The organism is Kribbella sp. NPDC051952 (assembly GCF_040680855.1).
GTDB lineage: Bacteria > Actinomycetota > Actinomycetes > Propionibacteriales > Kribbellaceae > Kribbella.
Genome location: NZ_JBFAXQ010000012.1, coordinates 60,899 through 84,990 on the forward strand (window position 1 = coordinate 60,899; position 24,092 = coordinate 84,990).

At 67.8% G+C, this 24,092-nt stretch carries 25 protein-coding genes; 12 read left to right on the plus strand and 13 right to left on the minus strand.

The genetic code is table 11. From position 1 onward, the window contains the following. Positions 1 to 3: 3 nt before the first annotated feature. On the minus strand, positions 4 to 351 hold the full coding sequence (locus AB0L70_RS22400; protein ID WP_363687041.1) for a nuclear transport factor 2 family protein: 348 nt from the start codon (positions 349 to 351) through the stop codon (positions 4 to 6). Next, positions 351 to 1,058, minus strand: coding sequence for an SDR family oxidoreductase (locus tag AB0L70_RS22405; protein ID WP_363687043.1), 708 nt, complete (start codon positions 1,056 to 1,058; stop codon positions 351 to 353). The genes AB0L70_RS22400 and AB0L70_RS22405 overlap by 1 nt, the downstream gene beginning before the upstream one ends. Positions 1,059 to 1,170: 112 nt before the next feature. Between AB0L70_RS22405 and AB0L70_RS22410 the strand changes: the two genes are divergently transcribed. Further along, a complete protein-coding gene (locus AB0L70_RS22410; RefSeq protein WP_363687046.1) occupies positions 1,171 to 2,094 on the plus strand; it encodes a LysR family transcriptional regulator in 924 nt (307 codons plus the stop codon). Here the strand turns inward: AB0L70_RS22410 and AB0L70_RS22415 are convergent. Then, positions 2,082 to 2,867 (minus strand): GntR family transcriptional regulator, encoded by a 786-nt coding sequence (locus tag AB0L70_RS22415; protein ID WP_363687048.1) that lies wholly within the window; start codon positions 2,865 to 2,867, stop codon positions 2,082 to 2,084. The genes AB0L70_RS22410 and AB0L70_RS22415 overlap by 13 nt on opposite strands. Positions 2,868 to 2,944: 77 nt before the next feature. Between AB0L70_RS22415 and AB0L70_RS22420 the strand changes: the two genes are divergently transcribed. Continuing rightward, on the plus strand, positions 2,945 to 4,063 hold the full coding sequence (locus AB0L70_RS22420) for a putative sulfate exporter family transporter (protein WP_363687050.1): 1,119 nt from the start codon (positions 2,945 to 2,947) through the stop codon (positions 4,061 to 4,063). On the opposite strand, the gene AB0L70_RS22425 is transcribed toward AB0L70_RS22420, so the two are convergent. Beyond that, entirely contained in the window at positions 4,048 to 5,856 is a 1,809-nt protein-coding gene (locus AB0L70_RS22425; RefSeq protein WP_363687052.1) for a sugar-binding domain-containing protein, read from the minus strand. The two genes, AB0L70_RS22420 and AB0L70_RS22425, sit on opposite strands and share 16 nt — an antisense overlap. A 159-nt stretch (positions 5,857 to 6,015) precedes the next feature. On the opposite strand from AB0L70_RS22425, the gene AB0L70_RS22430 reads away from it, so the two are divergent. From AB0L70_RS22430 to AB0L70_RS22440, 3 genes are all read left to right on the plus strand, one after another. Beyond that, entirely contained in the window at positions 6,016 to 6,570 is a 555-nt protein-coding gene (locus AB0L70_RS22430) for a dihydrofolate reductase family protein (protein WP_363687054.1), read from the plus strand. 156 nt (positions 6,571 to 6,726) lie between these two features. Continuing rightward, positions 6,727 to 7,242, plus strand: coding sequence for a methyltransferase domain-containing protein (locus AB0L70_RS22435; RefSeq protein WP_363687056.1), 516 nt, complete (start codon positions 6,727 to 6,729; stop codon positions 7,240 to 7,242). 26 nt (positions 7,243 to 7,268) lie between these two features. Further along, entirely contained in the window at positions 7,269 to 9,629 is a 2,361-nt protein-coding gene (locus AB0L70_RS22440; protein ID WP_363687058.1) for a hypothetical protein, read from the plus strand. Here AB0L70_RS22440 and AB0L70_RS22445 read toward each other — a convergent pair. From AB0L70_RS22445 to AB0L70_RS22460, 4 genes are read right to left on the minus strand one after another with little or no spacing between them, the layout of a single operon-like run. Next, positions 9,626 to 10,495: an amidohydrolase family protein gene (locus tag AB0L70_RS22445; RefSeq protein ID WP_363687060.1), complete on the minus strand. Its 870-nt coding sequence runs from the start codon at positions 10,493 to 10,495 to the stop codon at positions 9,626 to 9,628. The two genes, AB0L70_RS22440 and AB0L70_RS22445, sit on opposite strands and share 4 nt — an antisense overlap. A gap of 5 nt (positions 10,496 to 10,500) precedes the next feature. After that, the gene (locus AB0L70_RS22450; RefSeq protein WP_363687062.1) at positions 10,501 to 11,736 is read right to left on the minus strand and encodes a hypothetical protein; all 1,236 of its coding nucleotides are present in this window, start codon (positions 11,734 to 11,736) and stop codon (positions 10,501 to 10,503) included. A 48-nt stretch (positions 11,737 to 11,784) separates the two neighbouring features. After that, positions 11,785 to 12,531 (minus strand): alpha/beta hydrolase-fold protein, encoded by a 747-nt coding sequence (locus tag AB0L70_RS22455; RefSeq protein WP_363687064.1) that lies wholly within the window; start codon positions 12,529 to 12,531, stop codon positions 11,785 to 11,787. Further along, positions 12,491 to 13,567, minus strand: a complete 1,077-nt coding sequence (locus AB0L70_RS22460; RefSeq protein WP_363687066.1) for an alpha/beta hydrolase-fold protein — start codon at positions 13,565 to 13,567, stop codon at positions 12,491 to 12,493. The genes AB0L70_RS22455 and AB0L70_RS22460 overlap by 41 nt, the downstream gene beginning before the upstream one ends. A gap of 64 nt (positions 13,568 to 13,631) precedes the next feature. Here AB0L70_RS22460 and AB0L70_RS22465 point away from each other — a divergent pair, with 64 nt between their 5' ends. Further along, entirely contained in the window at positions 13,632 to 13,976 is a 345-nt protein-coding gene (locus AB0L70_RS22465; RefSeq protein ID WP_363687068.1) for an MmcQ/YjbR family DNA-binding protein, read from the plus strand. 208 nt (positions 13,977 to 14,184) lie between these two features. Here AB0L70_RS22465 and AB0L70_RS22470 read toward each other — a convergent pair whose 3' ends face one another. Then, the gene (locus AB0L70_RS22470; RefSeq protein ID WP_363687070.1) at positions 14,185 to 14,958 is read right to left on the minus strand and encodes a response regulator transcription factor; all 774 of its coding nucleotides are present in this window, start codon (positions 14,956 to 14,958) and stop codon (positions 14,185 to 14,187) included. Then, on the minus strand, positions 14,937 to 16,298 hold the full coding sequence (locus AB0L70_RS22475) for a histidine kinase (RefSeq protein WP_363687072.1): 1,362 nt from the start codon (positions 16,296 to 16,298) through the stop codon (positions 14,937 to 14,939). Before AB0L70_RS22475 ends, AB0L70_RS22470 begins: the two co-directional genes overlap by 22 nt. A gap of 176 nt (positions 16,299 to 16,474) precedes the next feature. On the opposite strand from AB0L70_RS22475, the gene AB0L70_RS22480 reads away from it, so the two are divergent. The 3 genes from AB0L70_RS22480 to AB0L70_RS22490 are packed head-to-tail and all read left to right on the plus strand — an operon-like array spanning position 16,475 to position 18,016. Further along, positions 16,475 to 17,164 (plus strand): M15 family metallopeptidase, encoded by a 690-nt coding sequence (locus AB0L70_RS22480; RefSeq protein WP_363687074.1) that lies wholly within the window; start codon positions 16,475 to 16,477, stop codon positions 17,162 to 17,164. 27 nt (positions 17,165 to 17,191) lie between these two features. Then, entirely contained in the window at positions 17,192 to 17,575 is a 384-nt protein-coding gene (locus AB0L70_RS22485; RefSeq protein ID WP_363687076.1) for a hypothetical protein, read from the plus strand. A 54-nt stretch (positions 17,576 to 17,629) separates the two neighbouring features. Then, positions 17,630 to 18,016, plus strand: coding sequence for a pilus assembly protein CpaE (locus AB0L70_RS22490; protein WP_363687078.1), 387 nt, complete (start codon positions 17,630 to 17,632; stop codon positions 18,014 to 18,016). Here AB0L70_RS22490 and AB0L70_RS22495 read toward each other — a convergent pair. Together AB0L70_RS22495 and AB0L70_RS22500 are read right to left on the minus strand one after the other, a co-directional pair. Continuing rightward, positions 18,013 to 18,957: a redoxin family protein gene (locus AB0L70_RS22495; protein WP_363687080.1), complete on the minus strand. Its 945-nt coding sequence runs from the start codon at positions 18,955 to 18,957 to the stop codon at positions 18,013 to 18,015. The two genes, AB0L70_RS22490 and AB0L70_RS22495, sit on opposite strands and share 4 nt — an antisense overlap. 65 nt (positions 18,958 to 19,022) lie before the next feature. After that, positions 19,023 to 19,739 (minus strand): hypothetical protein, encoded by a 717-nt coding sequence (locus tag AB0L70_RS22500; protein ID WP_363687082.1) that lies wholly within the window; start codon positions 19,737 to 19,739, stop codon positions 19,023 to 19,025. A gap of 64 nt (positions 19,740 to 19,803) precedes the next feature. Here AB0L70_RS22500 and AB0L70_RS22505 point away from each other — a divergent pair, with 64 nt between their 5' ends. After that, the gene (locus AB0L70_RS22505; protein ID WP_363687084.1) at positions 19,804 to 20,817 is read left to right on the plus strand and encodes an ornithine cyclodeaminase family protein; all 1,014 of its coding nucleotides are present in this window, start codon (positions 19,804 to 19,806) and stop codon (positions 20,815 to 20,817) included. Then, positions 20,817 to 22,151 carry an aromatic amino acid lyase gene (locus tag AB0L70_RS22510; protein ID WP_363687086.1) on the plus strand — a complete coding sequence of 445 codons (1,335 nt, stop codon included), beginning with the start codon at positions 20,817 to 20,819 and terminating at the stop codon, positions 22,149 to 22,151. Before AB0L70_RS22505 ends, AB0L70_RS22510 begins: the two co-directional genes overlap by 1 nt. Here AB0L70_RS22510 and AB0L70_RS22515 read toward each other — a convergent pair. Further along, on the minus strand, positions 22,148 to 23,191 hold the full coding sequence (locus AB0L70_RS22515; RefSeq protein WP_363687088.1) for an iron-siderophore ABC transporter substrate-binding protein: 1,044 nt from the start codon (positions 23,189 to 23,191) through the stop codon (positions 22,148 to 22,150). The genes AB0L70_RS22510 and AB0L70_RS22515 overlap by 4 nt on opposite strands. A 192-nt stretch (positions 23,192 to 23,383) precedes the next feature. Between AB0L70_RS22515 and AB0L70_RS22520 the strand changes: the two genes are divergently transcribed. Beyond that, positions 23,384 to 24,061: a hypothetical protein gene (locus tag AB0L70_RS22520; RefSeq protein WP_363687090.1), complete on the plus strand. Its 678-nt coding sequence runs from the start codon at positions 23,384 to 23,386 to the stop codon at positions 24,059 to 24,061. Positions 24,062 to 24,092: the final 31 nt, after the last annotated feature.

Consider the following 24,092-nt stretch of genomic DNA (forward strand, 5'->3'; position numbering starts at 1 on the left):
CAGTTACAGCTTGGAAACCTGATAGTGCGAGATGAGCCAATCCGCACCGGTCTTCCGCAGGATCACGCTGAGACAGACGGGCAAGGCCGGCCGGTCGGGGAAGCTGAAGTCGACGGCGAGGTAGCCGAGGATCAGGTCGTCCGTGAGTTGCCGCTGCTCGAGGATCCGGTACGACGCAGTCAGGCCGACCGGCTGTGAGTCGTAGTACTCGGCCACTGCGTCCGGGCCGACGCCGTACGGATGGAGACCCTGGAAGATCGCGTCGTCGGTGAAGTACGACGCCACCCGCTTGGGATCGTGGTCGGCGATGCCGGCCTTCCACTGGTCGAGGACGGTTTGCAGGGGGTTCATCAGCGACCTGCCTGCTGGCCGCCGTCGACGGTGAGGATCTCGCCGGTGACGAAGGTGGCGTTCTCCAAGTAGGTGACCGCGTCGACGACGTCTTCGATCTCGCCCAGCCGACCCACCGGGTGCAGCGCGGCGAGGAACTCGTGCGTCTCCTCGGGGTGCATCGGCGTACGGACGACGCCCGGAGCGACCGCGTTGACCCGGATGCCGCGACCGGCGTACTCGGTGGCGAGCGACTTGGTGACCGAGTTGAGGCCGCCCTTGGTCAGCGATGCCAGTGCGGACGGGACCTTGCTGTCGGCGTGCTCGGCCAGCGTCGTGGTGATGCTGACGATGTGACCGCCGTTCTGTTCGAGCATCGCGGTGACGGCCCGGCGGGTGATCTCGAAGAAGCCGCGGAGATTCACGCCCTCGATCAGGTCGTACTCCTCGTCGCTGTACTCGGTGAACGGCTTGGCGACGAAGATGCCGGCGTTGTTGACCAGGGTGTCGATCCGGCCGAACGCCTGCAGCCCCGCCTCGATCACGCGGATCCCGGTGCCCGGCTGGGCGATGTCTCCGGGGACGGTAAGCACGAGCGGATCATCTGCCGGTGCGATCGTTCGTGAGTTCGCGACCACGGCGTACCCGAGCTTGCGGTACGCCGTGACGAGACCGGCGCCGATGCCCTGGGACGCACCGGTGATGACGGCAACTTTCTGGGAGTTCATGGTTCTCCATCTCGAAGGGGCTTGCTGTACTTCGATAATTGTCGAACCATGCGGTGTTTTCCACGACCGGTTCGCTCTCAGCTGGGAGGCTCGGCCTACTACGATCGACTCCGTGGAGCTGCGGCAGTTGCGGTACTTCGTGGCGGTCGCCGAGGAGCTGAACTTCGGCCGGGCCGCGGCCCGGCTGCATATCGCCGGCCCGTCGCTGTCGCAGCAGATCAAGTCGCTCGAACGAGATCTCGGCGTGCGGTTGTTCGAGCGGGATCGCCGTACGGTCGCGTTGACACCGTTCGGGGAGACGTTGCTTCCGCAGACGCGGGCGTTGCTCGAGCAGGCGGACGCATTACGCCGTACGGCGGCCGGCTTTGCGGCGAGCGAACCGGTACGGCTCGGCTACGTCAGCTGGTACCCGCCCGATCTGATCGAGCGGACCTCCGCGGTCGCGCAGTTGCGCGTCGACGCGTGGGTGATGCCGTCGCACACCCAGGCCGGCCGAGTCTCCGACGGCAGCATCGACCTCGCGATCTGCTGGGTGCGCGCGACGGACCTGGGCGAGCAGGCGCTCGTCGGCCGTCTGCTCGGAGCGGATCGCTTGTACGCCGTCTCGCCCGGTCGGGACGAGTCCGTCGTCCGCGCGTCCGACACCGTCGTACTGGTCGACGCCGACACCGAGACCTGGGCCTCGTGGAACATCTATGCGGTCGAGTTCGCTCGCGCGACCGGCGCCGAACTGGTCCGGATTGACGACCACGGCATCACCGGACCGGCGTTCTTCGATCATGTCCGGCGGTTGCGGCGCCCGGTGGTCAGTTCACCCAAGCGCGATGCGACCCCGCTGCCGCCCGGTTTCGTCCGTCGGGCTGTCGCCGATCCGGTGCCGGTGTGGACGTGGGCGCTGGTGTCTCGTCAGCACGAGACGCGCCCCGCGGTGCTTGCCGCGGTGGAGGAGTTGACCCGCGATGTCGAGGTCGATCTGACCGGGTGCTGGTTGCCGAGCGACGACCCGTTCCGGCCTGGTTTCGTCTACCAGCCCTGAGCCAGGGCGGTGGTCCGCGGGGCGGGGGTGAGGCGGTAGCCGATGTTGGCGGAGAACTCGGCGGACAGGGCGAACCGGTCGCCGCGGACCACCGTGTGGCGCCACTCGACCGGACGGTTCTGCGCGGTGCCTTGGCGAATGATCGAGAAGGCGGCCGCCTCGGGCGGGCAGTGCAGTAGCGCGCGCTCGGCTGCGGTTGGGTTGATTGCGCGGATGTCCTCGCGGCCGTGATCGAGGTTGAGGCCAGTGCGGACGGACAGCTCGTTGTAGAGGCTGGTGTGGGTGAAGTCGGCGTCGAGGAGCGCATCGGCGAGCGCGGCGGGCAGCCAGACCCTGTCCAGCGCCAGCGGCTCGTCCCCGGCGTACCGGAGTCGTTCGAGGTAGAGCAGTGGACTCGACCCCTCCAGGTTCAGTCGGGCGGCGATGACACCGTCGGCTCTGATGTCGAGCGCCCGTACGACGCTGTGCTGGGGGAGCCCGGACTCCTCGACGGACGAGAACAGGCTGTACAGCGCGCCCATCGGCTGCCGGATCTCGGGCGTGGTCGCGACCCTGGGCTGGCGACCGCGTTCGGCCACGATCAGGCCGTCCGTACGGAGCTGGCCGAGGGCTTGGCGGACGGTGTGCCGGCTGACCGCGTACTCGTCGACCAGCGCGAGCTCACCCGGGAAGGCGTCGTCGAACTCGCCGGAGCGCAGCCGCCGGACCAGGTCCTCCTGCAGCTGCTTCCACAACGACTGCCCGCCGGAGCGGTCGAGCCTGCGCACGGTCATAAGTCTCCCGGGTTGCCAAATGTCCGGTCATCTCTTAGCTTAAATGTGCGTACATTTAAGCGAAGGGAGCCGGAGCCATGGTGCAGGTCGAGGTTAGGCCACCTGCGCACCCAACGGCTCCCGTTTCACACCCGTCCTCCCATCGTCGTCTCGGTTCCGTCGTACGGCGGCTGCCCGGCCTGGGTGTCGTGCTTGTCCTCACCGCCATCGCGGTTCCGCTCGGCCGACTGGTCCCGGTGGTCGGCGGCCCGGTGTTCGCCATAGTGCTCGGTGTCGTTGCCGGTCTGCTCATCTCGGCTCTACGGGCAGACGGCCTCAGGCCCGGGTACGAGTTCGCGTCGAAGAACCTGCTCCAGCTGTCGATCGTCGTACTCGGAACCGGCCTGTCCCTCCAGCAGGTCGCCCACGTCGGCGCCTCGTCCCTGCCCGTGATGCTCGGCACCCTCGCCATCGCCCTGGGTGGTGCGTGGCTGTTCGGCCGGATCCTTGGCGTACGCGGTGACACGCAGACTCTGATCGGCGTCGGTACGGCGATCTGTGGCGCATCAGCCATCGCCGCGGCAACGGCGGCAATCGGCGCCAAACGCTCATCCGTCGCCTACGCCCTCGCGACGATCTTCACCTTCAACGTCGTCGCCGTACTCGCGTTCCCGCCCCTCGGTCATCTCCTCGGCCTGAGCCCGGAAGCGTTCGGCCTCTGGGCCGGCACGGCGATCAACGACACGTCGTCCGTGGTCGCGGCCGGGTACGCGTACAGCCAGAGTGCCGGCGACCAGGCCATCGTGGTGAAGCTGACCCGCTCCCTCACGCTGATCCCGATCGTACTGACGCTGGTTGCGCTGAAGATCCGGCGCGAGAACCGCGCGGCTCGGGCGCTCGATGCTGCTTCCGAGGGTTCGTACGAGGGCGCTACCGCCTCGATCCGCGGGCCATTGCCGTGGCGGAAACTCGTTCCGCTGTTTCTGATCGGTTTCATCGCCGCCGCGGGCCTCCGGTCCGCAGGCGTCGTCCCCGAATCCTGGCTGCCGACCCTCACCTTCATCGGCAGCACTCTGATCACCGCGGCGCTCGCCGCGATCGGCCTGTCGCTGCGGCCGAAGGAGCTACGCGAAGCAGGGCCCAGGCCGCTCCTGCTCGGAGCGATTCTCTGGGCCCTGGTCGCGGTCGGCAGTCTTGGAATTCAGTCCTTCTCGTAAGCCGCCTGGCGGACCTGGATCTTCTGGATCCGCGGTACGTCGAGCTTGTTGCTGCGGTCGAAGTTGTAGATCCCGTTCTCTTCCTGGAAGACGTCGGTCAGCTGCGTGTAGCAGTAGCCGAACATCAGCTCGTTGTCGAGCAATGCGTCGACCAGGCCGGCGAAGCGGCTGTAGAAGTCCTCCTCGTTGGCGACTCGCTGGCCGTAACCCCAGGAGTCCGCGGAGTTCCCGGTCTTGCCGGCGGCCGCCTTCTCGGCGTTCCACCAGATGCCGCCGAACTCGCTGCAGAAGTACGGCTGGCCGTCGTACGCCAGCGAGATCGGCTTGCCCTCGCGGCCGCCGGTGTTGCCGTACGGCTTGTCGTTCACGAGATCGGCCATCTGCTGCGCGAACTCGGCCGGGTCCTGCTCGTAGTTGTGCGAGTCCCAGACGTCCGTCTCCGGCACGCGGTGCGAGTATCCGGACGCGTCGAGCACCGGGCGGGTGGTGTCGGCGGCCTTCGTCGCCAGGAACATCGCCCGGGTGACGTCGTCCAGCTGGGTGATCCGGTCGTGCAGGAGCTGGTGCGTCTCGTTCAGCGGGCACCACCCGACGATCGAGGGGTGGCTGTAGTCGCGCTCGACCGCCTCGAGCCACTGACCGACGTACGACGCCGTCGGCTGCTGATTGTCGTTGCCGGTGTCACCGACGCCGGAACCCCAGTCACCGAACTCGCCCCACACCAGGTATCCGAGCCGGTCCGCGTGGTACAGGAAGCGCTCCTCGAACACCTTCTGGTGCAGCCGCGCGCCGTTGAACCCGGCCGCGATGCTCAGCTCGATGTCGCGGACCAGTGCCTCGTCGGAGGGCGCCGTCATCAGGCTCTCCGGCCAGTAGCCCTGGTCGAGCACCAGTCGCTGGAACACATGCTTGCCGTTGATCAGGATCGCCTTGCCGTTGATCGACACCGACCGCAGTCCGGCGTAGCTGTCCGCGGTGTCGGCGATGTTGCCGTCGGCATCGATCAGCTCGAGGCTCACGTCGTACAGGTGCGGGTCGGTGGTGTCCCAGAGACGGACGCGGTCGGCCGGGACCTGCAGCGTGAGCCGCGGCGCGAAGTCGAGGTCGGCACGGACCTCCGCCTGCGCGACCTCGCCGTCGGCATCCTTCAGTGTCGCGCGAATCTTCCAGCCGGGCTTGTTCGCCGAGACCGGCACCTCGAGGTGGAAGCTGGAGCCTGCCACGTCCGGGGTGATCCGGGGGCGGCCGAGGTGCACGGTCGGCACAGCCTCGAGCCAGACGGTCTGCCAGATGCCGGTGGTCCGGGTGTAGAGGCAGCTGTGGTTGAAGTACAGCTGGGACTGCTTGCCGCGCGCCTGCGGGCCCCTGTGGGTGTCGCGGGCGCGGACCACGATCGTGGCCTCCTCGCCCGGCTGCGCGACCTTGCTCAGGTTGGCGCTGAACGGTGTGAACCCGCCGCGGTGCCGAACCACCTCGACCCCGTTCACCCACACGGTCGCGTCGTGGTCGACCGCCTGGAAGTGGAGTACGGCGTCCTTCCCGGTCCACTCCGCGGGGATCGTCACGGTGGTCCGGTACCAGACGGCTTCCATGAAGTCGACGTCCTCGATCCCGGACAATTCCGTCTCCGGCGCGAACGGTACGACGATCCGCTGCCCGAGCTCCCGGTCCTTCACCCCGCGCTCGAGCCCGGAGTCGGACCGATCGATCTCGAACTGCCACTCGCCGTTCAGATTCACCCACTCCGCCCGGACGAACTGCGGGCGCGGATACTCGGCACGAGGCTGCGACATGAGCACTCCAGAATCACTCGAATGAGGCGGTCGATCCGACACTACAACGTTGGAATAGCCTCAGCAACGGCCTGTCCGCGTTCGGCTGCCGCCGGATCTGAAGCCGAAATGAAAGGCTTGGTTGGCATGGTCCGGAGGACGACACCAAGAGGAGGCCGGATGAGACCGCTGATCGTTTCCTGCAACGTGAGCGTTGACGGGTTCATGGCCGGGCCGGACGGGGACCTGTCCTCGCTGGACTTCATCGTGCCCGACGAGCAGGAGGAGAACGATCTCGCGGTGCGGTTCCGCGACGTCGCGGACACGATCGTCGTCGGGCGTCAGACGTTTCTCGACATGAACGCGTACTGGCCGACGGCGGACGGTGAGATGGCGGCGTGGATCAATGCGGCGACGAAGGTCGTGCTGTCCACCGACGCGGACTTCGATGTCAGCATCTGGCCGAACTCGGTGCTAGCCGCAGGCGACGGACTGGAGCAGGTCCGGCAGCTGAAGGAGACTGCCGGCGGTGCCTTGGTGGTGTTCGGCGGTGTGCAGACCATCCGCTCGCTGATCGCTGCCGACCTGGTCGACGAGTACTGGCTGAAGGTCAACCCCGTGGTCCTAGGCCAAGGCAGCTCAATGTTCTCCGACCTGCCGAACCGTCGCCCGCTCACTCTCCGCACCACCCAACAGTTCCCCTCAGGCATGCTCGACACCACCTACACGACCTGACAACCCACTGGCTCCCGGGAGGCCCGGTCGCCTAGTGTCAGTACCGATGATGCGTTCCTGAAGGCGTGCGCTGCATGGCGGTAACCGGCTCGAGCACTCAAGGGAGTACGGCGTGCTCGGGTCGCCGGTCGGGTTTCGGGTGCACCGCTCGAACGGTTGCCGTGGTCAACGAACTCGCTCGTTGCCGAGGTGCTCGTCCGGCTGGCAAAGGTCGGGGCCAAGGATTGTGTGGTCGATCCGTTCTGTGGGGCGGGGACGATCCTCCGAGTCGTACGACGTCGCGAGCCGAGCTCCCGTGTCATCGGCCTCGATCATGACCCGCAGGCGATCGCGGTTGCACGACGTAACGACGTCACCGAGCTCGTGAGAGCCAAGGCAGAAGCTCTCCCACTCCCGGAGAACAGTGTCGACCGGATCATCACGAATCTCCCGTTCGGCAAGCAAGTAGGCAGCCATCACGGCAACCGCACGCTCTACCCGGCCGTCCTCCATGAGATTGACAGGGTCCTCACCAGCGCGGGTCGAGCTGTCCTCCTGACCGAGGACAAACGCCTGCTGACAAAGGCGATCGAGCAGCAGAAGGCTCTCAAGGTCGTCCGGCAGCGGATGCTCAGATACAACGGAGCCAGTCCCACCGCCTACGTCCTCACCCGCCCGCGGCGAACCAGGTGACCCATGGTTCGGGGGAGGATATGCGGATGATTGACGGTGTGGCGCCGGGGCGGGGACGGCTGGATGAGGCGGTCCGGCTGGCGGCTGAGGTGGCGGCGTTTTCGCAGCACCCGGATGCCGTCGTGCGCATCCTGGTGCGTCCGTCGAAGGAGTGGCGTCAGTACGCCGACTGGGCCGAGATCCAGTTCAGAGACACCGATCGCACCTTTGAGGTGCTGAACAAGATCGCGCCGGGGCAGAAGGAGCGCAGCCCGGTCTGGCAGGCGCAGAAGGCGGCGATGGAGGCGTTCCGCGGGGACGTCCCACATGCCGTGGTCGCGACGCTGGGCGACAGCCGGATGTTCACCGTTGCCTCGTTCAACCGTTCGGACGACCTGCTCACGATCGTCGGCGCCGGCTCGACCCACGTCGGGATCGGCACGCCTCCAACCGAAGCGCACGCTGTGCCGACGTCCGGCGCGGGCCCGCGACTCGGTGACGCGCTGACGATCCGTCCGGGGCTGGGTGGTCAGCGGACCGACGGCATCCCGACGGCGCAACAGCTCGGCGCGGCGGCCTGGTACGCCGTAAATGTCCTCGCCGCCCGTGAAGGGCTCGCTGTGTCGGACCTGATGCCGACGAGCACCTGGCGCGAGGTCGACCAGCAGTCGGCGTGGACAGCGCTTGAGGTCGAGGACCTGGCTGCGACCACGACGAGCCGGGTGCCGCGGCAGGAGCCGTTCGAAGACCTCAAGCTGTATCTGGACGGCACCTCGATGAACCGCGAGTGGGTGATGTCCATCCGGCGGCACCTCGACAGCGGCCTCACGGTCAGCATGCTGCCCGATGACGCGGACAGCAGCCCGGGACCCGATGACGGCCAGCAGGTAGAGGGCGCTCGTACGGTCCTGGTCAACGACGCTGGCGGCGTTCTGCAGTTGGCAGCCAGGCTCGGCCGGGCCAGCGACGGACGCATCATGATGCGCCACCTCGACGGCGGGTCAGAAGCGGCCCACTCTGTCGTTCGGCTGCTCGGCATCCGCGAATCGGAGCGGCTCGGCGTCGGCTTCTGGTACCAAGGCCCGCAGGCGTACCACAGCAATGTGCAGATGGGGCAGAGCATCATGGCCCACGCGCGGGTCGTCCTCGGCGACCGGCTCGACGAGCTGCCCAGCTCCGGCTGGGAGGACGCGGGTACGCCAGGCAAGGCCGCCAACGATGTAGCCGAAGCCGTCGCGCGCTTCCGGGACACCGGCGGCGACGTACTCAGGCTCACTCCCGACAACCCCCAGTACGCCGTACTCCGGGATCAGGTCGCAGGCCTGATGGCCGAGGAGCTCCAGGGGGACGAGACCGATCCCGGGCTGGCCGCGATGTGGCAGGCCTTCAACCCCAAGGTCGGTGCGAGCAAGGAGCACCCGGCCGGTACGACGATCGCAGTAGCGATCACGCCCGACGGTGAACCGCTGGCCGCGGCCGGCTACCGAGTCGCGGACCGGCGGATCGAGCTCGGCGTGGCCGGAGGCCGCTCCGGCGCCGAGGACGCAGTAACGGCAGCGATCGTCGACGGCCCGTACCGGGCGGGGTACGGCCGATCGGTCGGCACCTTCACCGCGAGCGAAATCGCGAAGACCTACCAGCAGGCGGGAGCGACGATCAACACCGCTCCGGCGCTCGACGCGGAATGGCTGACGAACGTCGAGCTGACCCGCGACGCCGCCCGGAAGATCGTCGTCACGGCAGATGACCTCCGTCCCGGGCTCGGGCCGGAGCGTGCCGACGGGTTCGCGCGCGGCCTGAAGGAGTTCCGGGAGTCCGGAGCTCAGCTCGCCGTACTCGCGCATGCCGATCCGGACGCGCGTACTCGGCTGGCGCATCTCTTCAAGACGGTCCCCAGCGTGCTCGACCCCGAGCAGTCGGGCCGGCCGCCGGCCCTCGGCGAGGAGGACGACGATCCGCACCGGACGACGGTCGCGGTGATCAAGGACGGGAAGCCGATCACCTGGTCGACCGTCGATTCCCGGCCGGGGCAGCCGATCGAGATCATCGACGGGGCGAGGAAGGGACGCGGGCGGGACTGGGCGGCGATGGACTGGTGGATGGCCAACCACCAGGCCCGCCTTGGTCGGGAACTGCGCTCCACGGAGCCGCGGTACCACGCGATCTACGGGGATGACGCTCCGATCGCCGAGGCCGACTGGCCGTTGGCCGCGACGCAGCACGCGATCGCCGGAGTCCACCACCGCGAACCCGACGGGATGGACGCCTACGCCGCCGGCGCAGGTGCCGAGCCTCCGACCTCGGTCAACAGCGACGCGATCCAGCTCCCGGCTCAACCTCAGCAGCCGGAGTCCCCGGCAGCCCGCCGACCTGACCGTAATCGCCCGGACCGCGGCACCTCCCGCTAGACAGTCCCGAGCAACCGAGCGCCGTTCTCCCAGCAAACGGCGCGGAGCCACGAGTCGCCGAGGTCCAACGACTCCAACGCAGACAGCTGTACGGCGTACTCATAGGGGATGTTCGGGAAGTCCGAGCCTAGGACGATGCGGTCCTGGAGATCAGCCAACCGCGGGATCAGCTCTCGCGGGAACGGCATCAACGACTCGGTGAACGGCGTCAGCGCCATCGTCGTGTCCAGGTGGACATTCTCGTACGACGTGAGCGCCAGATGCTCGGCGTACTCCGGCATCCCCAGATGAGCGATCACCGCAGTCAGCCGAGGGTGCTTGCGAAGCACCTCACCGAAGGGACCGGGCCCGGTGTGGCTGCCGGGGATCGGGCCGGAACCGCAATGGACCACCACCGGTACGCCGGCCTCCGCCAACTGTCCCCAGACGTCGTCCAGCAAATCGGTGCGCGGGTCGTAGTCACCCACCTGCAAGTGGACCTTGAAGATCCGGGTGCCGAGCTCCAACGCCTCGCGGACATAATCGGCAGCGCCAGGCTCGGGGAAGAACGTCCCGCTGGACACACAGCCTGGCGTGGATGCAGCAAAGTCTCGCGCCCACGTGTTGAGGCCCTCGGCCATCCCGGGCTTGTGTGGGTAGACCAACGCCGGAAACGCCCGAATCCCCAACGAATCAAGGGTTTTCAGCCGCTCCTCGACCGAGGTCCGGTAGGCGATCGGCCAGGCCGTGCCGTAGTGCTCCACAGCCTGGTCGAAATAGGCCCAGACCGCGTTCATCACCCGGTCCGGCAGGAAATGCACATGCACATCCACCAGCCCGTCGAGCCCCAGCCGCCGCCACCAGGACGGCACATCAGAATCGCGCACGCCTCCTAGCCTGCCTGATCGGCCAGCCACAGGTCGGTCAGGCCCTTGAAATGGGCCATGAACTTGTCCTGCTCGTGCACCGGGTACGTCGCGACGACGGTCTCGCGGAGGAGGCGCTCGAAGTCGGCGCCGCCGACCCATTCGCGCAGACGGGCGTCGAAGTCGCCGAGGTGTTCGGCGCACCACTCGTGGTACTTCGCGGTTTCGAAGTGCTCGTCCGCGAGGGCGAGATAGGCGTCGATCTTGGCGTCGTAGTCGAGGGACTCGTCGTCGGCGATCGCGAAGTAGCGCTCGGTGTGCAGGTCGACCTTGCTGCGTCGGCCGGTGGCGAGCGAGAACACCGACCACTTGACCAGTGCGCTCATCGCCCACGGGAAGTAGTAGTGCAGCGAGGTCACCGCGACGTCAGGGCAGGCGTTGGCGTAGTCGATCGGGTGGACCGAGTCGCCGGCGACGAGCATCTCGCAAGAGTTGAACTCCCAGCCAAAGAACGCGTTCACGATCCGGCTGATCGCCACCGCCTGGTGCCCGGCGGAGGGGCTGAGGAAGTCGTGCGAGACGGCGTACCGGTTGTGCATCGGCTCGTCGGGTCGGAAGTCCATCACCATCGTCTCGGCGCCGATCGACAGCGCCCGGGCGAACTTGTCGTACTCGATCGTCGCCTGCAGGTGCATCAGCATCTCGCCGGACTCGTCGTACGCCTTGTGCAGGTCGTCCTGGTTGTTGATCCGGGACACCCCCCGCCAGCCGCCGCCGTCGAACGGCTTCATGTACATCGGGTAGCCGAGGTCGGCCGCGATCGCGTCCAGGTCGAAGGACTTGTTGTACTTCGACGACGTGTAGGCCCAGCGCACGTTGTCGACCGGGTTCTTGTACGGCACCAGGACGGTCCGGGGGATCTTCAGGCCGAGCCGGAGCATCGCGCAGTACGCCGAATGCTTCTCCATCGACTGGAACGTGAACGGCGAGTTCAGCAGGTACGTGCCGTTCATCAGCGCGGCCTTCTTCAGCCACTCGCGCGGGTGGTAGTACCAGTAGGCGAGCCGGTCGATCACCAGGCCGACCCGGACCGGATCGTTCAGGTCGAACGGCTCGATCGTCAGCCGCCGGGACCCGAACTCGTGCTCGTGCCCGTCGATCGCCACCGGCCCGACCCGCTGCAGCAACGCCTCGAACGCCTGCGGCCAGTCCTCCTCGGCCCCGAGCAACAACCCGATCAAATGCCGCGAACGATCAGCCACAACAGCTCCTACAGGTCGGAAGAACGGAAGGAAGGATGGGAGGACTCCTCAACAGAAGCGGGGCAGGTGGTGGGCGAGTTGTTGCCGCCACCAGGGCCAGTCGTGGGCTACGTCGTACCCCCAGAGGTCGAACTCATGCGGGATGCCCTTGGACTCCAGTACGGCGGCGGTCGCGCGGGCGGAGGGTAACGAGCCGGTGGGGTTGGTCTCCCAGTCGCCCTGGCCGACCGTGAGCAGGATGAAGAGGTGTTCGCGCAACCACTCCAGGTGATCGCCGGACAGGTTGGGCAGGTAGTCGGCCGGGTTGTTGAAGTACGTCGCGTCGCCGCGCTCGCCCCACGCGTGCCAGCTGGCCGCGTCGTAGTTGCCCGACTGACAGATCGCGATCGGGAAGAGATCGGCCCGCTTGAACGCGAAGTTCAGCGCGTGGAAGGCGCCCAGGCTGCACCCGGTGGTGATGATGTCGCTGACTCCGGGGGAGTCCGCGCCGATGGTCGGGACCACGTGGTCGAGGATCCAGGTCTCGTACAACCCGTGCCGGCGGGCCCGGTCCTCGAGCTGGATGCTGCGGTCCGACCAGCTGACGTGGTCGAACGAGTCGACGCAGTACAGCTTGACCCGGCCGGCCTCGATCAGGTCCGCGACGGCGTCGACCATGCCGTTGTTCTCGTAGTCCCAGGCCCGGCCCTGTTCACTCGGGAAGACCAGCAGCGGGCGGCCGAAATGCCCGTAGCGGATCACGGTCCCGGGACGATCAAGCCCCGGTGCCTCCAACTCGACCTGCTCCCGCTCCATCAGCCCCACCCCAGGTCTGTCGCAGTAGATCCGTGAGATCAGGATCCAGCACATCACGCCAAGCTGTGAAGTTGTGCATGTCCGGCGTTTCGTCGAACCGTACGCCGATTCCGAGCTCGGCCAGGTGCGCTGCCATCACCCGGTTGTTGTGCACGTTCTCCTCGGTCGTCCCAGCGGTCATGCCCACGAGCGGCGTACTCGGCGCTGTGGTTGCCGTCAGCACCTGGCGGACGAAGCCGGTGACCTGGGCGTAGTACTCGAACCGGGACTCCTGCGGATCGGTGTCCGGCGTGAAGAACGACCCCGACTGCAGGAACAGCCCGTCGAACGTGCCCGGATGGTGCCACTCGGCGTACAGGGCCGCGAGCGCGCCCAGGCTCGCGCCCATCATCACCGGCCGCCGGCTCTTGTACGCCGTCTGCACCGCGGGGAGCACGTACTGCGTGAGGGCCTCCGCGTACTGCGGGTTCGCGGCGTACCAGAGGTTCCGGGAGGTCGGCCGGACCAGCGCGAGCCGGAACGGGGTCAGGGCACCCGAGGCGATCATCGCGCCGGCGTAGTGGGTCAGACCGGCGTACGCGGCGAACTCTGGACCGTCGTGGGAGAGCAGCAGCGGCAGTTCGAACCCCGGTGCGATCCCTTCGGGTGCCCAGACCTGGACGTCGACCGGTCCGACCGTGGACTCGACCGTGAGCGGGATCAGCGTCGACGCGATCGGCGCGACGGTGGTCCAGGCGGGTTCGACGTACCCGGGCAGCGGCAGCCAGGAGTGCTCGCCGAACGCACCGCCGACGACGCGCGGGTTGGTCGGGTCGGGCCGCATCCCGAGGTCGGCGATGTCGAAGAGGTACTCCATCCGGTGCACGGACGGTCGTGGCAGCCGCAGCTCCCAGCCGTAGTCGACCGGCTTGAACTCGAGCAGCTCGGCCGCGAGACCCAGCTCCTGCCACAACCGAACGCCGGTGAACGCATGCGCAGCGTCACCGAGGCGGAACACCACCTCGGCCCCTTCGACCGCACTCACGACAGCAGGCATCGCACCACGGTACCCGCGGGAAAACTGACAGGTGCTGTCAGTGATGGACGTCTATCGTTGGAGGGTGGTCGATCTCACGGATATCCGGGCTGTCACGGCGGACCTGCCGCGCAGCTACGAGGTGGTGGTGCGCGACCAGATCAAGTACCGGGTCGGGCAGATGGTGTATCTCGCGCTGTCGCGGGACGAGCAGACGATCGGGATCGCGTTCCCGAAGGAGGAGCGTGCGGCCGCACTGGCGGCGGAGCCGGACAAGTTCTTCCCGCCGCTCCCGCGAGACGAGCGCTTCCGCTGGATCCAGGTCCGGCTGGCCGCTCTCGAGTACGACGAACTCCGCGAGCTGATCCTGGACGCCTGGGCGATGGTCGTACCGAAGAAGGTCCAGCGGGAGTACTTCGGCGAATCGTAAGTCGGGGGCCCAGGGCAACCTTCTCCTCCTCAGGTAGTACCCGGGAACCATCCTGTCGGCCGATGGGTGGCGGCGTTTCGGCAAGCATCCTTGAAGGTATGACCGGAGATTTCCTGCCCAGCCGCCGGAAGGCGTCGTTCCTCAGCCAAGTCCTGACCGCCGCCGCGCTCGTCGCCGCCGTGGCAGTGGGTCTCTGGTTGTACCTGGGCTAGGCGTCCCACCGAACATCGGCTTCACCCGGTCGCACCACTCCCGCCTCGTAGGCGACGACCACCGCCTGGACGCGGCTCGACAGTCCCAGCTTGGACAGGACGCTGCTCACGTGGGTCTTCACCGTGGTCTCGCTGACGAACAACTTGGTGGCGAGGTCGCGGTTCGAAAGGCCGCGCGCCATCCACACCAGGATCTCCCGCTCCCGCTCACTCAACTGCGCGAGCGCCCCGGCCCAGCGCGGATCCGGCTGCGCCGGCGCGGCTTCCGTCGTACTGCCGCCGACCTGGCGCTCGAGCTCCATGCACCGCTCCAGCAGGACCCGGGTCGACGCCGGGTCGACCAGCGAGTCGCCCCGATACACCGCGCGTACGGCGGAAACCAGCAGGTCCGGGTCCGTGTCCTTGAGCAGGAACCCGGACGCCCCGGCCCGGACCGCACTCAGTACATACGCCTCGTCGTCGAACGTCGTCAGCACCAGTACGGCGGGACGCGAACGGCCTGCCGCCTTGTTCGCGGCGGTGATCCGCTCGGTCGCGACCAGCCCGTCCATCACCGGCATCCGGATGTCCATCAGGACCACGTCCGGGTCGAACTGGTCGATCAGCCGGAGCGCCTCCTCGCCGTCCCCGGCCTGGGCGACCGTGGTCAGGTCGGGCTCGTGGTCGAGGATCATCGCCAGGCCCATCCGGATCACGCCCTGGTCGTCGGCGACCAGGATCCGGATCTGGCCCGCACCGGTCTCCGAGCTCAGTTCTGCGGAGGCAACCATGCCTGCACTCTCCATCCACCCAAGGGGCCGGCCGCGACGGCGAGGGTGCCGCCGACCGCTGTGGCCCGTTCCCGCATCCCGATCAGCCCGTTGCCGCGGCCGCTTTCGTTGCGCCGGGCGGTCTCCAGCACGTTCACCGGCGGCGGTCCGCCGCTGCCGTTGTCGTCGATCGTGAGGAGTTCGCCCTGCGGTCCACTCTGCCAGGTGACCCGAGCCGCGGTCGCCTTCGCGTGCACCATCACGTTGGTCAGCGCCTCCTGGATGATCCGTACGGCGGTCAGATCGGTGGCCGTGGTCAGCTGCCGCTGTCGTGGCGGCAGACTCATCGCCACGTCGATCCCCACCGCCTTCAGTCGCTCACCCATCCGCGCGACATCGGACAGATCCGGCACCGGTGCGGTCCCGCCGCCCGAGTCCGGCGAGGCTCCGATCGCCACGGGCGAGGCGGTGTTGAGCACCCGGACCGTCTCCCGCATCGCGGTCAGCGCTTCCTTGCCGCTGGCAATGATCCAGCGGATCGCCTCCCGCAGTACCTCGGGTCGCTGGTCGGCCACCCGGTCGGCCGCCTGGGCCCGGATCACCACCGCGCTGACGTGGTGCGAGATCACGTCGTGCAGGTCGCGGGCGATCCGGGTCCGCTCGGCGACCGCGGCCCGCTCGGCCTCGACCGCCCGGAGCCGGACCAGCTCGGCGTTGCGCTGCTCCAGCAGGGCGACCGACTTGCGCCGCCGGCGGGCGTCGGCGCCGAGCAGGACCATCCCGCAGATCAGCGCCTCGGCGAAGACGAACAGCGAGACGTCGATGTAGGAGTACAGGCTGGGAAGGTCCCGGGGCAGCTTCTGGTATCGGTCGCCGTACAGGATCGCGCGGTTCGCATGGCCGAGGACGATCGCGACCACGGTCGGCAGTCCGATCATCAGCCCGGCCAAGCTGCCCATCGTGAAGAACAGGCAGATGAAGCGCCGTACGCCGCTCGAGGCCGCCAGGTAGCCGACCACGAGCAGCGGGACCAGGTGGATCTCGGACTGGAGGGCCGCATCGCTGATCTCGGGCTGGCCGAAGATCGTCACGCCGAGCTGGGCGGCCAGTCCGGTGCCGACCGCGGCGTACAGGAACGGGTAGAGCACCGAGACGATCACCAGCATCGTGCGGGGAATCCGGCGTCCGAACGCGACCGTGGCGACCAGGAAGCCGCCGGTGACCACCGAGACGGCCGGGTTCTGCGGGCGCAGGCCGGTGCCGTTGATCAGGTTCAGCACGATGAACCAGACCACGCCGATGAGCACAGCGAGCAGCAGATCCTGCTGCGACTGTGACAACCGGCGCCAGACACCCTTCACGTCGCCCAGCGTAGTCAGGCGATGTTCTCCGAGGCTTCATCTGCCCGGAGGGGCGGTCTCTCCAACTTTTGGAGGAGGCTCGGCGTCCGAACTGGTACTCAGGGGCGACATGTGACACCGAAGGACAGTCCCTGGGACCGATGCGGCGTAGTGATCGATCCGAGAGGCTGTACCCCATGAGTGTCAAGGTGCGGACGCGGTTGCTGTCCGTGATCGGTGTTGTCGGGGTGGGGCTGGTTGCCGGTTCACTACTGCTGTGGCACGCGCAGCTGGGGGAGATGCTCGGTCTGGCCGCGGACAAGGAGCCGGTGGTGTCGAGTGTGAGCGCTCCGGCGCTCGCCCAGCCGCCGGCGACGACCAAGGCGACCACGACGCCGACCCGCACCCCGAGGCGCACTCCGTCCACCCCGCCGACCACACCCAAGACGACGCCGACCAAGTCGCCGAAGACCACCACGACGCCCAAGGCCACCAGCGAGGAGAGCATCGACGGCTTGTCGTCGAAGCTGCGGACCCGCTTGAAGAAGGCGATGACCGGGGCCAGGGCCGACGGCGTCACGATCAAGATCACGTCCGCCCGCCGGAGCTCGGCCAAGCAGCAACGGCTGCTGAACGAGGCGATCAAGAAGTACGGCTCGTACAAGCTGGCCACCCGCTGGGTGCTGCCGCCGAAGTACTCCGCACATGTGCTGGGCAAGGCCGTGGACATCGGTCCGACGGCCGCCATGACCTGGCTGAACAAGAACGGCTGGAAGTACGGCGTCTGCCGTCGCTACGACAACGAACCCTGGCACTTCGAGGCGCTCACCGCGCCCGGCACCAAGTGCCCGCCGCGTGAACCACATGCGGTCGCCAAGGCCGACTGATCCGACAGATCCGAACAGGAGCCGACCATGACTATGACCTACGCCCAGCCGCTGCCCCGGCGCTACCCGCGCGCCCGGCTCACTGTCCCGGCCCTCTGGCGCCAGGTGATCCGGGCCTCCGAGGCGGGACCTGTGAAGGGAGCTGACGCGACCGTGCCGGAGCCGGATCGGTCCGCCTACACCCAGTTGGAGATCTACGACGGTGTCCTGACCGCCTTCGAGCGCCGCACCGAGGTGGCCGAGGTACTGCGGACGTCTGCCGACCGCGATATCGCCGTACGCCGGTTGCGCGCGGAGTTCTCGCTCAGCCACCTGCAGGCGACCGCTCTGCTCGATCTGCCGCTGACCACGGAGTGCCGCGACCGGATCGCACACCGTGCCGAGGAGCTGCGGACCGCCCTCCACCGCTGACCCCGCGGCTCGCGCGAACCTGCGCGGTTTGCGTGCCGTGGGGAGGATGGAAGGGTGATTACGATCGAGCAGGCCGGGCGACTGCGCAAGGCCGGGGTGCTGTGGGCACCCGCGGCAGGGGATCGTTTCGTCGTACCGGACCGAGACATGGACGATGACGTGTTCGTGGTGAGCGACATGACCGTCGAGGTGCACGACTACCAGGGCAGCAAGGTGATCGGCTTCAACGGCACCACCGAGTGGGCCCTGGACAGCATCGAGCAGCGCGAGGTCATCTGGCTCCCGCGCGAGGAGCAGCTCCGCGCGCTCCTCGGCGACCACTTCACGTCCCTCGAAGCCGTCCCAGGCGGCTATCGCGTCAACCTCACCGACTCCACCCACTCCTCCGAAGACGCCGAAGTGGCTTATGCCAAGGCAGTCATCCACCTCCTCGGCGCTTAGCCGAACGTGAACACGTAGGCCTCTGCCCCGGGTTCGAGGAACGTGACCTCCAGCGTCCGTTCCCGAACCTCGTCGCGCACTCGCACGAGCTGGTACAGGCGCCCGTCCTCGAGTACGCCGTTCCCGTCCGCGGACACGTCGACGCCGTGCGACTCTCCCGGCGGCTGCCCGTCCACGAGCACCCGGAACGGAATCGGCGTACCGGCTCCGTTGGCGAGCACCAGGTGGGCGTCGCGGGCCTGGAAGCGGAAGGCGATCCGGCCACCTGCGGTCCCGAGGACCGCCCGCTCCGACTCGATCGCCCAGTCGCCGGCCAGGGCCCAGTTGTTCAGATGCAGGCGGTCCGGGAGCTCGTACACCCGTCGCCCGAAGCTGACCCCGCCCGGTGAGGCGAAGCCGGCGCTGCGGCCGTCACCGACGTACGTCTCGGCGGTCCGGAGCTGCGTCCAGTCCGCAGCGGCCTCGACACCGACAGCGGCGACCGGCACCGGTGGGCGATCGATGCCGAGGAGTTCCTGGATCAGCTGCTCAGACCGGTCGTACCGCCCCTCGCCGAAGTGACTGTCCCGGATCTCGCCGGACTCGTCGATGAAGTAGAGCGCGGGCCAGTAGTGGTTGTCGAAGGCCTGCCAGACGGCGTACTCGCTGTCGACCACGATCGGATAGTCGATCCGGCGCTCCTTGGCCGCCTGCCGGATCCCGGCCACATCCTGCTCGAACGCGAACTCAGGCGTGTGTACGCCGATCACGATGAGCCCGTCGTCCCGATACCCCTCTGACCAAGCGCGGACGTAGGGCACCTGGCGCAACCAGTTGATACAGGTCAACGTCCAGAAGTTCACCAGTACGACGTGTCCCCGCAGCTCCTCGGGACCGAGCGGGGCTGAGTTCAGCCACTCGACGTCCGGCTCGAAACGTGCGGTCGATCCCCATGCGGTCATCAGCAACGCCGACTCTCAGGTACGCAGGGTGGGATCGTACGCCCGGAGAGTGGCGATGGCATCAGCTACTGCCGGGTTGTGGGCCGCCAGTATTGCTTCTTTTCCTTGTCTTTCACGGTGTAGCCGAGTTTGGTGACCTCGTCGCGAAGTTCGCGGAGGTCGGCTTTGCCTTTGTCGCCTTGATCGAAGGCCTTCGAGCGGACCTTGAGGACGGCGTTGACCGCCGGTGGCAGCTCGGGTTCGTCGGCGACCCAGCGGCGGAAGCGGTCGGCGTGTGGGTCGCCGGCATCGGACCACGGATACCCGTGGGCGCGGAAGGCAGCCGGGATCTGCTTCGCCTCTGACTTCAGCTGGTCGTGCTTCTCCCGGGCGAGTTCGCGGGAGGACGCGTCCTGCAGCACGATCTCCTTGCCGTCGAGGAACGCGACGCTCACCTTCTCCCGCGGCACCGTCACCGTCTTCTGGTGCTTGAGGAACTCGACCGATCGATTGGTGATCGTCACCTTCAGCGTGTCCTCGAGCGCCATCGCCGCCAGCAGTACGCCGCCCAGGACCCCGAGTACGACGCAGATCAGCACGACCCACCAGCCGTCCCAGCCCGCGATCAGCTTCAGCGGTCCCCGGAACGGCACCCATTGCTGCTTGACCGCCCAGTCCGCGATCCGGGGCAGGAAGAAGCCGATCACCAACCCGACCAGCGGCAGGCCGCCGAACAGCACGACCTTGTCGGCGGCCGAGTGCCCGATCACCGTCCGGTCCGGGGTGCGCGTGGTCGACTCCATGGCCCGAACGTAGCGCAGCGTGGCGGAACTTTAGTATCGAATGACGACGACCGAAGGAGGCCGAGTGGCTGACGGGATCTGGTTGCGGTTTCTGAGTGGACCGGAGATCGACACCCTGGGCCTGACCCGGCTGGAGATCGTGGACGCGGTCGAGGAGGCGGTCCGCGAACACGGCGAGGGCCGGACCAGCTTCGAACCGCGTGTGCACCTGACGCCCGACAACGGCGGCATCGGCCACTTCAACGTCCTTCGCGGTCACCTCGACGGTCTGGGCGAGCACGGGATCAGCGGGGTCAAGGTGGTCGGCGACTTCGTCCCGAACTACCAGAAGGGCCTGCCGAGCGAGCTGGCCATGGCAACCCTCTTCGATCCCACCACCGGCGTACCACTCGCGGTCCTGGACGCGACCATGATCACCGCGGCCCGGACCGGCGCGATGACCACGGTCGGCGCTCGGCACCTGGCTCGGCGGGACAGCAAGATCCTTGCCCACGCAGGCGCCCGCGGTACGGCCTGGTGGAACGTCACGATGCTCGACGATCTCTTCGACCTGGACGAGATCCGGGTGACCTCGAAGCGCCCGGAGTCCCGGGAGAAGTTCGCGGCGGAACTGTCGGCCGAACTGTCCACGCCGGTCCGGGTCTGCGCGACGGCGGAGGAGGCGTTCGACGGTGCCGACGTACTGGTGGAGGCGACTCGCCTGACCGAGCCCGAGCCGCTGCTCCGGACCGCGGCGATCAAGCCCGGAGCCTTCGCCGTTCCATACGGTACGGTCTCCGCGGTCGAGCTCGACCTCCTCGACGTGATGGACAAGGTGGTCGTGGACGACTGGCGCGAAGCCCAGTCCGGCCGGTTCGGATCACTGCGGCGACATGTCGACACCGGGCGGCTGTCACCCACGACCTTGTACGCCGAAATCGGCGAGATCGTCGCAGGTCACAAGCCCGGCCGCGAGAACGATGCCGAGCGCAACCTTTTCTGGCACCGCGGGCTGTCACTCCTGGATGTGGCGATTGCCCACCTGATCCTGCGCAAGGCCGAGGCGGCCGAGGTCGGCACGATGCTGCGGTTCCACTGATGATCAACGAGCCGTCGGACCTGGACCCGTCGTCCACCGAGGCGATCGTCATCGCCCAACCACTGCTGGACCGCGTGGCCGCGATCCGCGTGAACGTCTTGCAGACACTAGCCCAAGGCGATGCCGTCTACGGCGTGAACACCGGGATGGGCAACATGAGCAAGGTCCGCCTGTCCGAGGACGAGCAACGCGTCCACCAGCAGAACCTGCTACTGGGTCGAGCCGTCGGCGGTCCGCCCTGGCTCCCGGCCGCCGAGGCGCGTGCCGTACTGATCGGCCGGCTCCGGACATTCCTCACCGGCGATGCCGGCGTCTCGGTCGAGTTGATCGACCAATTAGTTGCCCTGATCAACAGTGGGTGCGTCCCCGACATCCCTGCCGAAGGGGCGGGGTCGGCCGGGGAGATCATCCCGCTCGCACATGCCTTCGCCTCGCTCGAGGTTGGCCCCAAGGAAGGAATCGCCTTACTGGCAGGAATTCCAGGCGCTACTGGACGAGCGGCTCTCCAGCTCACCCGCGTACGTCGTCTCGCCGACCAGCTGACCGCGGTCGGGGCGGGTGCCATCGCGGTGATCGGTGCGAACCGCGCGCCGTACAACGCCGCGGTGGGCCGGGCAGATGAGCTACTAGCGGCGGAGCTGATGCGGATCCGTGAGCTGGCGGGCCCGGAGGACGAACCGCGATCACTCCAGGCGCCAGTGTCGTTTCGCGTTGCAGGGCACGTGATTGCCCATGTCCGCCGAAGTCTGGGCGCGTTGCAAGAGGCGGTCGTCAGGGCGTTCGACGGCGTGACGGACTCACCGGCGTACCTGGATGGTGAGTTCATCGGGACAGCGGGCTTCCACGGGCTCGATCTGGCCGCGCACTGTGATCAGCTGACGGTCGCGCTCGCGCATGCTGCCGAGGTGTCGACCGCACGGCTCCACCGCCTGCTCGATCCGGCCGTCACCGGCCTGCCCGCTCAGCTCGCCCACGAACCCGGCCCGCAGGCCGGTCTGGTCGCGGTCCACAAGCGAGCCGTCGCCACCGTCCACCAGCTCCGCCGCCTGACGTTGCCCACAGCAATCAGTACGGCGGAGACGTCGAACGGACAGGAGGACGTCCAGACCTTCTCCTGGGAAGCCGTCGGCGTACTCGGCGAGGCGATCCGGCTCACCCGGCAGACGACGGCCTGCGAACTCCTGGCCGTCCGCCAGGCGTTCGCCCTGTCCAAGCGCCCGATCCCGTCCGGGCTGGCGGACCTGATCCAGGCGGTCGACGCCGTCGTACCTCCGATCGACGCCGACCGTCCGTTCGGTCTGGACCTGACCAGGCTGCTCGACGAGGTGCTCTAGCTCTTCCCGCCGACAGCGTCCTTCAGCTGTGGGACCAGGCGCGGGATCACGTACTTGATCCCGAGCGGGCCGCCGATCGAGAACGCGCTGGAGAACTCGCCGCTCGGGGTCGGGGTGTTGATCACCGGCACGCCACCCCAGTACGCCACGTGGCCGGCCTTGACCGCCGGGAGCGCGTTGAACAGCTTGTCCGCGGCGACCTTCGGGTCGAGCTTGCCGGCGTTGTCCAGCGCGGCCAGGTAGATCACGTCGGCGTTCAGCTTGCCGGTCAGCTCCGGCGAGATCTGCACGAAGAAGTCGCCGTCGTCCATCGCGTCGACCTGTGGGTTGGTCTTGAAGCCGAGCGAGGTGAGCAGCCGCATCCGCGGGTCGGACGGCAGCCAGGCGTTCAGGCTGTCGACCGAGTAGACCCCAGCGGTGATGGTCTTGCCGGCGAACTCCGGGTTCGCCTTCGCGGCGTCGCTGACCAGTGCCTCGGTCTGCTGCACGACCTTGTCGCCCTCGGTCACGGTCCCGGTCGCCCTGGCGATCTCACGGACCTGGTCCTGCCAGGCTGCGCCGTACACGTTCTTCGTCCCGACCGGGGCCGCGATCGTCGGTGCGATCGCGTTCAGGGTCTCGAACTCCTTCTTGTCGTTCTTGGAGTTGACGTAGAGGATCAGGTCCGGCTTGAGCGCGGCGATCTCCTCGAACTTCGGCTCGGACGCCGAGATCAGCCGCGGCGCCTTCCGGTCGCCGAGCTCGGACTTCACCCATCCGCGGGTCTGGGTGTTCCCGAACCAGTCGGCCCCGGCGACCGGGATGACGCCGAGCGAGATCGCCGCCTCCATGTCACCACCGCCGAGCGTCACCACGCGCTCCGGCTTCGCCTTGATCGTGGTCGAGCCGAAAAGGTGCTCGATGGTCACCGGATAACCGGCGCTGCTGCTGGCGGCGGAGTTCTGGGTGTCGTCCTGACCACCGCAGGCGGCAAGGCCGGCGCCGAGTGAGAGCGCGGCGAGCGCGACCGCCGCGACGGACCGGATACGGGACAAGGCCATGGCGGAAACTTTCTCGAGAGCGAACGGTCTGAGATAGGTAAGCCTAACCTCACTAACCGCTGGGAGATGCCATGGGTTGATCGAAAAATCCAGCGCGACACGCGGTGATCGAACGGTCGCAAGTAGCTTGCGTGCGGTCTGTGTCGTTGATCGACTAGCCTGTCCTGGGCGATGCGGAGATGGAGGAGTTCGTTGAAGCGGTTCGTGGTCCCTCCGACCTGGCCGTCGCCGCCCCGCCGCAGTTGGGTTCCCCCGAAAACCTGGCGCCCGGATCCGTCCTGGCCGCCCGCGCCCGAGGACTGGAAGTTCTGGGTCGACGGCAAGGGCAACCCGGTCCGTGGCCCGATCGGCCGGTACGCCGGTCCGTCCCGCAAGGCCATGTACGTCGGTGCCGGCGCGGTCGTGGTGTTCCTCGGGGTCAACATCTGGGCAGCGACCGCACTCGGCCTGTTCAGTGGCGACTCCGGTGATCAAGCTGTGCATGTCGTCGACGACAGTCGCTCGGTCCCGTCCGCGACGCCGACCGTCACTCCGCCGCGGGTGAGCACGCCGCCGCCGGTGGCGACGACGACGGCGCCGAAGCCGACGGTGGTTCCGACACCGACCGGACATCCCACGCAGCGGCCGACCAAGAAGCCGACGAAGAGCCGGACGACCGACAGCCGGACCGAGGAGCGTCCCGACCCGACGCCCACCAAGACGACCACCACGACCAAGACTCCGCGGCCACGTCCTACCGCAACCCAGACGCCGCCGACCCAGGAGGAGATCCTCCGGCAGTACTGCCTGCAGCGCGGCTGGGACCCGGAGTGGTGCGACCCGGACAACTGGGACAACAACCCCGCCGACGACCCCCGCAACGGCGGCTGACTCCTCGCTCAGGGGTTGACAGCGGGAGAGC

Excerpts from the sequence above, each read along its gene's own strand:
- AB0L70_RS22400 (WP_363687041.1), bottom strand. The coding sequence starts at position 351 with ATGAACCCCCTGCAAACCGTCCTCGACCAGTGGAAGGCCGGCATCGCC.
- AB0L70_RS22405 (WP_363687043.1), bottom strand. The coding sequence starts at position 1,058 with ATGAACTCCCAGAAAGTTGCCGTCATCACCGGTGCGTCCCAGGGCATC.
- AB0L70_RS22415 (WP_363687048.1), bottom strand. The coding sequence starts at position 2,867 with ATGACCGTGCGCAGGCTCGACCGCTCCGGCGGGCAGTCGTTGTGGAAG.
- AB0L70_RS22420 (WP_363687050.1), top strand. The coding sequence starts at position 2,945 with ATGGTGCAGGTCGAGGTTAGGCCACCTGCGCACCCAACGGCTCCCGTT.
- AB0L70_RS22425 (WP_363687052.1), bottom strand. The coding sequence starts at position 5,856 with ATGTCGCAGCCTCGTGCCGAGTATCCGCGCCCGCAGTTCGTCCGGGCG.
- AB0L70_RS22430 (WP_363687054.1), top strand. The coding sequence starts at position 6,016 with ATGAGACCGCTGATCGTTTCCTGCAACGTGAGCGTTGACGGGTTCATG.
- AB0L70_RS22440 (WP_363687058.1), top strand. The coding sequence starts at position 7,269 with ATGATTGACGGTGTGGCGCCGGGGCGGGGACGGCTGGATGAGGCGGTC.
- AB0L70_RS22455 (WP_363687064.1), bottom strand. The coding sequence starts at position 12,531 with ATGGAGCGGGAGCAGGTCGAGTTGGAGGCACCGGGGCTTGATCGTCCC.
- AB0L70_RS22460 (WP_363687066.1), bottom strand. The coding sequence starts at position 13,567 with ATGCCTGCTGTCGTGAGTGCGGTCGAAGGGGCCGAGGTGGTGTTCCGC.
- AB0L70_RS22470 (WP_363687070.1), bottom strand. The coding sequence starts at position 14,958 with ATGGTTGCCTCCGCAGAACTGAGCTCGGAGACCGGTGCGGGCCAGATC.
- AB0L70_RS22480 (WP_363687074.1), top strand. The coding sequence starts at position 16,475 with ATGAGTGTCAAGGTGCGGACGCGGTTGCTGTCCGTGATCGGTGTTGTC.
- AB0L70_RS22485 (WP_363687076.1), top strand. The coding sequence starts at position 17,192 with ATGACTATGACCTACGCCCAGCCGCTGCCCCGGCGCTACCCGCGCGCC.
- AB0L70_RS22495 (WP_363687080.1), bottom strand. The coding sequence starts at position 18,957 with ATGACCGCATGGGGATCGACCGCACGTTTCGAGCCGGACGTCGAGTGG.
- AB0L70_RS22500 (WP_363687082.1), bottom strand. The coding sequence starts at position 19,739 with ATGGAGTCGACCACGCGCACCCCGGACCGGACGGTGATCGGGCACTCG.
- AB0L70_RS22510 (WP_363687086.1), top strand. The coding sequence starts at position 20,817 with ATGATCAACGAGCCGTCGGACCTGGACCCGTCGTCCACCGAGGCGATC.
- AB0L70_RS22515 (WP_363687088.1), bottom strand. The coding sequence starts at position 23,191 with ATGGCCTTGTCCCGTATCCGGTCCGTCGCGGCGGTCGCGCTCGCCGCG.